Below are 11670 nucleotides of genomic sequence, written 5' to 3'. Positions count from 1 at the left end.
TCGTCCAGATTGCCCCGGCCTTGCTACGCGTCTTGATGGGCGTGGCGGCCTCGGCCCCGCTGTCCCCGCCTGCGCAACCTGCCGTCGGCCCCAAGCTCGCTCAACCCAGCATGGCGGCTTTTGTCCATTTCCCTGGCTACCTGTAGCCAATTGAGCTACAGAGGCACTACTGGTAGCGACGCCACATGACGCCAAAATCATCGGAGAGAAGCGATCGAAGTCGGTGCGCCAACTCACGAGCTACGTCAGGACGGCCAGCGAGGGAGTCGATGGTACTGGTAACCAGCTGCAGCTCCCGAACGCGGCGCAAGACCGGCCAGCCTGCCCACGCGGTGATGTCGAACCCGTAGACATCGACAAACTCCTGATAGTCGGCAGGTGAGCGACCGAAGCGGGTGGCGCCGTGGGCGGTTGGTACGAGATCCCACTCCCGCGGGCCAATGCACACGCCGTCCAAGTCGCACAGCAGCGGCTCTGGGCGGGCGACCGCGCCGTAACCTGCGGCAGGGAGGAGGACGTTCCCGGTGTGGGCATCCCCGTGGATGACGCCTGGCGGCAGCTGCCACGCGACCCGATCGAGATCCTCTTCTGCCTGGTCGCAGCGCAGACGAAGCTCCCGCAGGAGGTCTGCAGCCCCGATCCCCAGCTTCGTTCTCGACCACCGCTCCAGCTCGACGGTTTCCTTGGGCGGTAGCGCTGCGGCAGTGTCGAGACGCCGACGAAACTTCTCGATAGGCGACCAGCGCGGCAGCGCTACATCTAGCCGTTCAACGCTGTGGAGGGCACGGAGTGGCGCGGCAAGGTCGACCGGCTTGGGCTCGTCGCTGACGATCGGAACGTACTCCCATACGGTGGCAACCCAATCCCCACTGAAGAGCGGTTGGGCAGCGACACCGGGAGCAAGCCGCACGGTAGGCATGCCGACCTTCTCGAGGCTCGCCGTGATTGATACCACCCGGCGGGCGAGCGCCGCAGAATGGGGACCGGCAGCAAGTCGGATCACGAATGGTGGCACCAGGAACACGGCGTTCATCGTGTACTTGACGAGGTTGGCGCCATCCCGGTCGATGCCGATCTGGGCGCAGACCTCGCTCAAGTGCCCATGGAGCTCCGAGGCGACAGCGTCGCTAAGTGCGGTGGTCATCAGACCGCCTGCAGCTCCGCGATTCGGCTGCCGAGAGCAGCGAGCGCCGGCTCCCGCTCGACCTGGGGTGCGGAGAGCCCCCACAGGGCGTTCAGACGATCGTTGACGCGAGCCGACCGCATCCCGTCCGCCATCAGCCCCACCGCCTTCATCCCATACTCGCTAGCGGTAGCGAGATCACCGGCCAGGATACTCGCCGTGGCGACGGAGATCGTGTCGAAGATGAAGGACCGCCGGTCTTGAGGCTGTCGCAACCGCACCGCCTGGTGGGAGTGCTCGGCGGCGCGGTCGACGTAGCGCACGTGCTCGGGATGGCGAGCGAGGGCCGAGTAGACGACGGCGGAGATGCCGTGCACGTCGGCCTCGGTCAGCGCGAAGTGGGTCCAGGCCGGTGCTGTGTCCAGGTCCGCCTGCTCGAGCTCGCCTCGTGCACGGGCCAGACTGTCGACAACCTGGTGGTCGGCACCGAGGAGCGCGTAGGCCCAGGCGGTGTTGGCGTGCAAAATGGCGACGCTGGCGTGACAGCCGGCTTGCTGTGCCGCGAGCTGCCCAAGACCGAACAGTTGCAGCGCGTCGGCGGGCTGCTCCTGGTGCAGACTGACCCGCCCGAGGCGATACAGGGTGTTGGCCAGAAGCGGCAGCGAATCGGTCTGCCGTGCCAGGACGAGGCTCTGCGTGAGATGGCGGCGGGCCGTGTCGTGATCGTCGAGATCGTGTGCAACCCAGCCGACGAGGTTGTGCAGCTCGGCGAGAGCGGCCCGCAGGTCGGCAGCGACCGCGTCGCTGCTCTTCATTTCTAGGAGCTGTGTCGCCCACGCCACGTATCCGCGTGCGGATTGCAGGCAACGGCCGCCTCCGGCGGCGGCGTCGAGACGGCGGTGGAAGGCGGTCACGGCACGAACGGTGGCTACTTCGTCCGGGCTGACGGTTGCCGGGACGGCGATCTGCTCGGAGTTGGGCAGCCACCGCTCCACGTCGGCGGGTATGGCACCGACCGCGATGCTTGCGACAACGCCGAGCAGTTCTCGGTGATCGATCGGCGCGACGGGTCCGGCCTGGCCGGAGAACGAGCCCTGTCGGTGCTGGAGGGCTTGTTCGTCGAGGGCGAGCCCCATGTAGTGGCGCGGGATGTTCAGCCCCTCGGCGATCCGCTCGAGCACGGAGTAGTCGGTAACGATTCGACGGCCGGAGGCAATCTCCGAGACCCGGCTCGCCCCCAGCCCGGTTGCGGTCGCGATCGCCGACCAGCTGAAGCCGCGTTCCTTGAGGAAGCCGAAGACCGCTCCGATGTCGTGGCGGGCGAGGTGGGCCCGCATCGCAACGCCGCGGTAAACGCCCTCGTGCCACCACTGCGGCCTGACGACCCGCTGCATGGATGTCACTCCCTCCGAGCGCGGATACTGCGCACAGTAGTCGGCCGCGTGCAGGATGTCCGCCCTGCCGCAGGCCATGCGGCCCGTCGTCTCACGGTGAGAAGCCCACCGTGGGGCGCTCACCGTTGGCTAGCTGGCCGGCAGCGCCATCGGCGAGGGTCGTTGGCGTGCCAGTTAGACGCCATCGCCATCACCCGGCCTTCAGTGGAGGCCCGGCCACCAAAGCCGAGCCGTCTCCGGGGCCGACTGCCGTGAAAGGTGAGCACGGGCGTCGGCAGGCTGGCCTGGACGGGTTCGGGGTGGGTGCTGTGCAGGAGGCCCGCTCGCCTCGGACCATTGCGCGGCTGGAGAGCACACCGACGTTGACCCGAGACGTCGCTGTCACTCTCGCCCGCGCATGCCGGAGGTCCGTTTTGCTCGGGATCGCCGTCCCCCGTGCATCCCTGAGCTGGACCGCCGGCGCCGCGGTGGCGTGCCGGTGCCAACGTTCGCCGGCACGCCATCGCGGGCATTCACGACAGCAGAAGGCCGTACGTGGAGCAGGTCACCAGCCCTGCGCGCGTCCCCTCTACCGGAGCGACTCGTGATCGGACATGACCAGATAGCTCCGCGTCGGTTCGCTCTGACCAGCTACGCCGACGCCGATGACCGCCCAGTAGTGGTCGCCTGGGGTATCGAGCTCCCCAACGGATCCGCCGTCTCGGTGAGCCTCGACGGCGAGGCGGTCGCCGTCTGCAGCAGAGCTGCGCATTGCGAGCTCATCCACGGCGCTGAGCTGGTCTGGATCGACAGTGAGATCGGTGACTCCGAGCAGGAGATCTCGCCATGAACGCCGCCGGCATGGTCAAGAACCAGCGCGCTCAGGCTCCGCAGGATCCCGCGGAGAGCGACTTCCGCGCGACCGCGCGCGTGGTCCTGGACATCCATCGGGACGACAAAGGCTTCTGCCTCGGCTGCTACGTCTACTTCCGCCAGCTCAAACCCTTCCCCTGCGAGTACTACTCCTGGGCAGCACGAGTCATCGCTACCTACCCGAGGACGGCTTCCTCAGCTGCCAAAACACCTGCTCGTGATCGTCGCCCAGAGGGCCCTCGGCCCGCCCGGTCCCTTCGACTGGTGCAACCAGCGGCGGTCTCCGCCTGCGACGACACAGCGGTCATCCGCCTGAAGTAGCAGGCAGCCGTCCGAACCATCGGCACCTCGATCTCCGCCTGAATCGGCGGTAGCGGCGACCGTCACAAGAACGCGGACGCCGAGCTTCATCGCGGGCCAAGGCGGCCCGCGAAACCTCGAGAGGAGGCACACATGGCAAGCGGCACCCTGGAGCTGAGCGCGACGGGCAGCGACGACGAGTTCGACCTCGACGTCAGCCTGCTGGAGGTGGCGGACGTCGCCGGCCTGGTCAACCTGACCGATGACGGCTGCGGCAGCACCTGCACCGCCTGCACCACCAACGTCGCCTGATCAACGGGCTCCGCAAGGCCGGCCGGCGCCGCCGCGAGCGCCCGGCGCCGGCCGGTAGCCCCTGTCTCGCCGAGGTGATCACGTGAGCCGTTCCATGGAAGCCGCTGGCTATCGGGCGATGAACACGGCGCTCGTCCGCGCTGTCGCCCGCCCTGCGATCGAGTTGCCCCCGTGGCCAGACCTGACCGAACCCCGCGCAGACCTTGTGCCCTCGTGGGTGGCGTGGCTACGGCAGGTCTGGGCCATCGACGCCATGGCCGAGGCGGTAGCCCATTCCAGCCCAGTGCTCGCGATGCAGGTCAGCAGGCTCTGCGCGGGTAACCAATCTTCCGTACGCGAGGCCCGGCGAACAGTCCACGCCGTCGCCCGGTACGCCCAGCGCCTGCTCGGTCGCCCGACGCCGTTTGGGCTTCTCGCCGGCGTCGCACCTGCCGTCTTCGGATCGCGAGCACCTACCCGATGGGGCTCGGCACATCAGGCAATCGCCCGCGCCGGCGCCGCCTGGCTCACCGACGTGATCGCCCATCTCGAAGGGTGCCCGGAACTGCTGTCCCGCCTTCCGGTGGTCGCGAACAGCACGCTGACGGTCCGTGATAACCGCCTGATCGTCCCCTACCAACCGCACGCTGGGTCCACCGGACAGCTGGGCGCGGTGGAGGTCTCCCTGCGTCATTCAGCACCGGTACGCGCCGCCATCGAAGCGGCTCGCTGCCCGATCCGGGTGGAAGTCCTTGCCGCCCAGCTTTGTGGTGCGTTTCCCCAGTCGTCGGCGGCAGTCGTGATGGCGATGCTCACCGAGTTGATCGCGCACCGCGCTCTCATCACGAGCCTGCATGCTCCCAGCACCGAGCCGGACGCGCTGAAATACCTGCTGCATCAACTCGACGAGGTCGGCGGCGGAGTGGGCACGCCCGTCGCCGGCACGGTTCGTGCCCTCCAGGAGATCCACGCTGGACTGCAGCGCCACAACGCGGTACGGCCGGGCGAGGCCTCGGCAGCCCGACTGCTGGTGGCCTCCCGGATGCGTAGCCTCGCCCTCTCCGAGCACGAGCCGCTCGCGGTGGATCTCCGACTGGACGCCTCGGTGACGCTTCCCGATCAGGTAGCGCGGGAGGTCGAACGCGCCGCGCTGGTGCTGACGCGGTTGAGCGCCTACCCGTACGGCACCGCGGCGTGGCGGGCCTACCACCAGCGCTTATATGAGCGCTACGGGATCGGCTCGCTGGTGCCGTTGCGGGAGGTCGTCGACCCGGATAGCGGCATCGGCCTGCCGGACGGCTATCCGGGCAGCCTCGCCGCAGAGCCTCGCTCGCCGATGTCTCGGCGTGACGAGGTGCTGCTCGGCGTGGCCCAGCGAGCGGCACTGGACGGCGCACGCGAGGTCGTCCTCGACGAGACGCTGATCGAGCAACTGGAGCTGGGCCCGGAGCGGCTGCGCCTGCCTCCGCATCTGGAGGCGTGCGTACGCGTGCAGGCTGCCGACGAGAAGGACTTGGCGCGCGGCAGGTTCTCGATCGAAGTCACCTCCATCTCCCGGGCTGCCGGAGGGCTCACGGGCCGATTCCTCAGCGTACTGAGACCGAGGGACGCGGCAGGACTTGTCGTCGGCCTGGCCGACCTGCCCGCCGGAGACCGAGACACCGTGCCGGCTCAGGTGTCGTTCCCGCCGCTGGATCCCGCTACCGCGCACGTCGCGCGCGCCGTTCAGGTGCTGCCTGCGGTGATCAGCTTGGCCGAGCACCGGTGGCCGAGCCCGTCGGTGCTCACCATCGACGACCTGGCGGTGGGGTGCGACGGCCGGCGCATGTACCTCGCGGTGCCGGACCGGGGCCACCGGATCGAGGCGGTCGGGATGCACGCGCTGAACCTGCGAACCCACACGCCGCCCCTGGCTCGATTCCTCATCGAGCTCGGACGCGCCCAGTGCGCTCAGGTCACGGCCTTCGACTGGGGTGCTGCGGCACGAGCAAGACTGCCCTTCCTTCCACGAGTGCGTTATGGGCGGGCAATCCTGGCACCGGCGACCTGGCGGTTGGAGTCCGCCGAAGTGCCGGACCGTGACCAGCCCTGGGACGCCTGGGCCGCCGCCTTGCACGAGTGGCGGGTGCGCCGGCGGTTGCCGCGCCGGGTGCACCTGGTCGAGGCTGACCGGAGGCTGCCGCTGGACCTCGACGAGTTGGCGCATCAGGCCCTGCTGCGGGCCCATCTGCTCACCGCGCCACGAGCGGTCCTCGTGGAAGCGCCCACTCCGGAGGACCTGGGGTGGTGCGGCGGCCGCCCGCACGAGGTCATCGTGGCGCTGCGCGCCACCGAGCCGCCGCCCTGGCCGCCGCTGCCCGCGCCGACACCGGCCCGTGTCATCGGACGTGACCAGGGGCAGAGTCCGGCGGCCTCGCGGATTCTGTTGGCGAAGCTGTACGGGGACATCCGCCGGCAGGACCTCCTCCTGGCCGAGCACCTGCCTCGGCTGCTCGCCGACTGGGATGCTCCGCCCGACTGGTGGTTCCTCCGGTTCCGCGACCCGGACCAGCACCTACGCCTGCGTATCGCTCTACCCGACAGGTCTGCGTTCGGGCCAGCGGCCGAGCGCGTCAGCGCGTGGGCCGACGACCTGCGCCGGCGCGGCCTGCTGCGGGAGGTGCAGTACGCCACCTCATATCCCGAGACCGGCCGGTGGGGGTCGGGGCCCGCGATGCAGGCGGCCGAGGGGGTCTTCATCGCCGACTCCCACACCGTGGTGACGCAGCTGCGCCAGCCGGCACGCCCGAGCCGGCAGGCGCTGGTCGCCGCGCACGTCGCGGCCATCGCTGTCGCCTACACGGGCAGCGTCGAGGCCGGCATGCGCTGGCTGATCGACCATGTGCCCGCTACAGCACCACAGCCGGTCCCCCGGCCGCTGTTCCGCGAAGCCGTCCGCCTCGCCCACCCCGGCGGCGACTGGGCAGCGCTCCGCGCGGCCCCGGGCGGCACCGCCATCGCCGACGCCTGGAAGAACCGAGACGTCGCCCTCGCCGTGTACCGAACCCACCTACCCGGCCCGCACACCGACGGCATCGACCCCGACGACGTCCTCGGCTCACTCATGCACGCGCACTACATCCGCGCGGTCGGCATCGACTTCGACGACGAGGACCAGTGTCGCTACCTCGCCCGCGCCGCAGCCCTGGCGTACTTCGCCCGGAGCCGGTCATGAGTCTCACGTACGAAGGCCACGAGCTGGCCGTCGCGGTCGCCGACCTGCTCACCCATCCCGACGATCCCAGCCTGCCGATCCACCAACCCTGGTGGCGGCAGTCGCTCGCCCTCGGCGTACCCGGCATCGCGCTGCTGCACGTTGAGCTGGCAGCGGCGGGGCTAAGACCGTGGCAACGCGCCCATCACTGGCTCACCGCCGCTACCAGCGGCCCGGTAACGACAGGCCCCGACAGCCATCCCTTCCACGGCGCCCCCGCGCTGGCACACGTCCTGGCATGCGCTGCCGCCCACCAGCCCGGCTCGTACGCCCGCGCGCTGGACGGCCTCGACACGGCGATCGCCGCCGACGCGCGGCGTCGCGTGGCCGCCGCGCATGCGCGCATCGACGTCGGCGAGCTACCGGCCCTCGCCGAGTTCGACACGATCCGCGGGCTCACCGGGCTCGGGGCGTACCTGCTGCGCCGGCCATCCGGCGAAAAGGAGCTGCGCAGCGTACTCGAGTATCTGGTCCGCCTGACCACTCCCCTGCACCGCGACGGCGAGGCGCTGCCCGGCTGGTGGACCGGCAGCGGCCCCAACGGACGCACCGATGACCGATTTCCCGGCGGGCACGGCAATACCGGGGTGGCCCATGGCATCGCCGGGCCTCTGACTCTCCTGGCGCTCGCCGCCCTGCAAGGCGTCCTCGTCCCGGGTCACCTCGCAGCCATCACGACCGTCTGCGCGTGGCTCGACCGGTGGCGCAGCGATACCGACGCCGGCCCGATCTGGCCGTACTGGATCACCAGGGCGCAGCTGCGCGCGGGCCACGCCCCGAAGCCGAGCGCCCAGCGGCCGTCATGGTGCTACGGCACCGCGGGCCTCGCACACGCGCAGCAGCTCGCCGCTCTTGCGACCGGTGACCCGGTCCGTCGCGTGGCTGCCGGAGACGCGCTCGCCCGCGCCCTGATCGACCCGCGCCAGCTCGCCGCAACGACGGACCCCTCCCTGTGCCACGGCTACGCGGGCCTCGCTCACATCGCCCACCGCATTGCCGCCGACGCTCCCCCTGGAACTGCCGCCCGCCTCGACGCCCGAGTCCCCCACCTGCTCCGCATGATCGACCCAGCGGGTGCCGGCCCTCGGCGTACGGCTGCTGCCCTGATCGCGGCCGCGCCTGGCCCTGGGTTGCTCGAAGGCGCCGCCGGAGTGGCCCTGGCCGCCCTGAGCTGCAGCACCGCGTCAACGCCGGACAGCTCCTGGGACTCCTGCCTGCTCACCGTCCGACCTGCCCACCCCCTGAAGTGAGGATGTCCGATCCGATGCCGACACCTGACTGGCGGCAGTACACCGTCGAGTTCCCCAGCCCGGCCGCGGCCGAGCAGATCGCCGCCACCGTACTGGCCCCGGCGCTCGCTGCTGCTCAGAACGACGGCGTCCTGCACGGCTGGTGGTACGTCCGCAAGTACCCCTCGTGGCGGTGGCGGTACGTACCCGATGACCCCACCTCTCACCTGGTCGAGGACCTGCTGGAGACACTCGCCGTTGACGACCGCATCGTCAACTGGACCCGAGGCACCTACGAGCCGGAGACGCTGGCCTTCGGCGGCTCGGGCGGCATGCACGTCGCCCACAACCTCTTTCACCAGGACAGCCGACAGCTGCTCCTTGGACCAGGCTTCGCCGACTCGGCCACGCTCGGCAGACGCGAACTCGCCGTCCTGTTGTGCAGCGTGCTGATGCGCAGCGCCGGCCTGGACTGGTTCGAGCAGGGCGACGTCTGGGCCAAGGTCTCCGACCTACGCCCAATGCCGACCCTGCCCGCCGAAGGCGCCGCCACCGCCACCCTGGCCCGGGCGATGAACCGGCTCATGACCGCCGACATTCGGAGCCTGAGCCGTCCCGCGTCGGCCAGCCCGCTCGCGGGCTACGGTGCATGGCTCGACGCGTTCGAGACAGCCGGTCAGGCCCTCGCAGACCTGGCAAGGCACGGCCGCCTGCGACGCGGCCTACGCGCGGTCATCGCCCACCATGTCATCTTCCACGCCAACCGCATGGGCCTGTCCGTACGCGACCAGTCCACCCTCGCCGCGCTCGCGGTGAGAAACGTGTTCGACCCCATCAGGAGGAGCATCGTGTCCGCCTCAGAACCCACCCCGCCGGCCGCTAGCGTCGACCAGATGACCACGCTTCGTGAACCCGCCGACCTGCGCACCGAGCTCACGGACCGGCTACGCGCCGAGAACGTCATCCGGACGCCAGGAGTCGAGGCTGCCATGCGGCAGACACCACGGCATCTGTTCCTGCCCGGCGTGCCGCTGGAGCAGGCGTACGCCGATGGGCCGGTCTACACCAAGACCGACGGCCGCGGCATCTCGATCAGCGCCGCCTCGCAGCCCCGGATCGTGGCCATGATGCTCGAACAGCTCGACGCCCAACCGGGCCACCGGATCATGGAAGCGGGTGCCGGAACCGGCTACAACGCGGCCCTCCTGGCCGCCATCGTCGGCGACAACGGACGCGTCGTCACCATCGACGTCGACGACGACCTCGTCGACGGGGCTCGGAAACACCTCGCGGCCGCAGGCGTCGCCAACGTCGAGGTCGTGCGCGGTGACGGTGCGCTCGGACACCCCGACGGTGCCCCGTACGACCGGATCATCGCCACCGTCGGTGCCTGGGAAACACCCACCGCGTGGCTGGAGCAACTCGCCCCGGACGGGCGGCTGGTAGTGCCGCTCCGGCTGTGCGGCGCCGCATCGCGCTCGATCATCTTCGAACGGTACGAAGGCGGATGGCGCGACGTCGGCAGTGAGTTGGCCGTTTTCATGCCGTTGCGCGGCATCGGCGACGACGCCCGGCGCCTCGTCACCCTCACCGACGAGCAGGACGTGGCCCTGCAGATACACAAGGACCAGAACGTCGACGCGGCCGCACTCGCTGGTGTGCTCGAGAGCGAGCGGCACGAGTTGTGGACGGGCGTGCTCTTCCCGCCGATGGTGCCGTACGAGTGGCTGGATCTGTGGCTGGCCTGCCGCCTCGACAACGCCATCATGCGGATGAACGTCCAACCCCAGGCCATTGAGCGCGGCACCGTCTCCCCCATGTTCCCGTGGGGCGCGATGGCCACCACCCGCGGCCAGGACCTCGCGTACCTCACCATCAGGCCAGCACCGCCGGCCGCCGACGGCGGCAAACTGTACGAGGTGGGCGTTCTCGGCCACGGCCCCTCCGGCAAGGACCTCGCCCAGCACGTCGCCGACGAGATCCGCGTTTGGGACGCCGACTACCGCGCCCGGACCGTACACTTCGAGATCCCCGACGCGCCCACCGAGGCGAACCCGTCGGCTGGACACTTCGTCCTCCCCCGGCCGCACCACCCGATCACCGTCACCTGGCAGTAACGATGGACCCGACCAGCCACGTTCTCCGGCGCTTCCCCCTCGTGGCCCGCCCGCGGCCCGCCGCCAAAGCGCTGACCATCCGCGTCGACGACCTGCGCGCCCTCGCCGACCGCGCGGATCGGGAGGGCGACCTGGGTGCGGCGTCTGCCGTCTACAACCAGGCAGCGCTGATCGCCTCGGACTGTGGCCAGCCCGAGCTGGCCCGACAGTGGTGCCACCAACATGCCGACGTGCACCTGCGCGCCCTCCCCTTGGGCGCGCAGGCCGCGCGGCATGCCCTGGAGCCGTTGGTCAACCTCGCCCGCCTGCACATCAGAGCCGGCAACGGCGACTCCGCTCTTCGGCTCCTCAGGGACCTCTTCCAGGCTGTCTCATCCCGCGCCGACACCCTGATCGACGGCCACCCCCTGCCGGCGAGCAGGCTGACTCGGACCAAGGACGATCATCGCGAGGTGCGGCGGTGGCTGTGGGGGGTGCTTCTCGCGGACGGTGCCCGAGCACTCACCAGCGCCGGCCGGTGGAAAGAGGCCTACGACCACCTCCAGCAGAACAATGGCATCGGCCATCGGATGCTCGACGGGCGCCAGGTCGCGGTCATCGCCCACGTCACCTCCGGCGACATCGAACGCGCAGGCACGATCATCGCCGAGACCGCCAGTGGCGAGCCGTGGGAGGAGGCCGTCACCGCATGTCTGGCATACCTGTGCGCCAGGGCCGCCGGCGAACCGGAAGTGGCCGACCTCGACGCGCTGCTCCGCAGTTACCGGCGGCTGGCACCCACGCCCAGCCTTGCCGTCTTTCACACTCGCCTCGGGCTTACGGTCATCGATGCAGTCGGCCAAATGGACCACCCCGAGGTACCAAGCCTCGCTGCGGACCTGATCGACCAGGCCGTCGCTTTCGGTGACGCCTACGTTGCACGTGACATACTGGGCCACCGCAGCATCCTCACGGTCATCGACGCCCGAAGCATGGCTGGGCTTATCGACATCATGCAGGCTGGAACGGCGTATGGCCGCCTGCCAAGCGTCGCTCAGGAGCGACTGTTGCAGTCGCTGGCTCGCAGCAGATCGGCGATCCAACGCTGCGCGTCCGGGTAGGTCGTGCTGGT

General features: G+C 70.0%; 9 protein-coding genes. 7 read left to right on the top strand and 2 right to left on the bottom strand.

What is annotated here, in order from left to right:
* Positions 1-166 precede the first annotated feature (166 nt).
* Positions 167-1144, bottom strand: coding sequence for a phosphotransferase (locus D7I43_RS25235; RefSeq protein ID WP_120331050.1), 978 nt, complete (start codon positions 1142-1144; stop codon positions 167-169).
* Entirely contained in the window at positions 1144-2517 is a 1374-nt protein-coding gene (locus D7I43_RS25230; RefSeq protein WP_147427296.1) for an NsdA family TPR-like regulatory protein, read from the bottom strand. The genes D7I43_RS25235 and D7I43_RS25230 overlap by 1 nt, the downstream gene beginning before the upstream one ends.
* A gap of 583 nt (positions 2518-3100) precedes the next feature.
* On the opposite strand from D7I43_RS25230, the gene D7I43_RS25225 reads away from it, so the two are divergent.
* From D7I43_RS25225 to D7I43_RS25195, 7 genes are all read left to right on the top strand, one after another.
* Positions 3101-3346: a hypothetical protein gene (locus D7I43_RS25225; protein ID WP_120331048.1), complete on the top strand. Its 246-nt coding sequence runs from the start codon at positions 3101-3103 to the stop codon at positions 3344-3346.
* Entirely contained in the window at positions 3343-3690 is a 348-nt protein-coding gene (locus D7I43_RS25220; protein ID WP_120331047.1) for a hypothetical protein, read from the top strand. The genes D7I43_RS25225 and D7I43_RS25220 overlap by 4 nt, the downstream gene beginning before the upstream one ends.
* A 132-nt stretch (positions 3691-3822) precedes the next feature.
* A complete protein-coding gene (locus D7I43_RS25215) occupies positions 3823-3981 on the top strand; it encodes an FxLD family lanthipeptide (protein WP_120331046.1) in 159 nt (52 codons plus the stop codon).
* An 82-nt stretch (positions 3982-4063) separates the two neighbouring features.
* Positions 4064-7174: a lantibiotic dehydratase gene (locus D7I43_RS25210; RefSeq protein ID WP_240033145.1), complete on the top strand. Its 3111-nt coding sequence runs from the start codon at positions 4064-4066 to the stop codon at positions 7172-7174.
* Positions 7171-8463, top strand: a complete 1293-nt coding sequence (locus tag D7I43_RS25205) for a lanthionine synthetase C family protein (RefSeq protein WP_120331045.1) — start codon at positions 7171-7173, stop codon at positions 8461-8463. The genes D7I43_RS25210 and D7I43_RS25205 overlap by 4 nt, the downstream gene beginning before the upstream one ends.
* Positions 8464-8477: 14 nt before the next feature.
* Positions 8478-10559 (top strand): methyltransferase, FxLD system, encoded by a 2082-nt coding sequence (gene fxlM / locus D7I43_RS25200; protein ID WP_120331072.1) that lies wholly within the window; start codon positions 8478-8480, stop codon positions 10557-10559.
* 2 nt (positions 10560-10561) lie between these two features.
* Entirely contained in the window at positions 10562-11659 is a 1098-nt protein-coding gene (locus D7I43_RS25195) for a hypothetical protein (RefSeq protein ID WP_120331044.1), read from the top strand.
* Positions 11660-11670 lie beyond the last annotated feature (11 nt).

It is taken from the genome of Micromonospora globbae (assembly GCF_003610785.1).
GTDB classification, from domain to species: Bacteria; Actinomycetota; Actinomycetes; order Mycobacteriales; family Micromonosporaceae; genus Micromonospora; species Micromonospora globbae.
The sequence above is the reverse complement of the archived record's forward strand: the minus strand, read 5'-3'. Positions and strand labels throughout refer to the sequence as shown.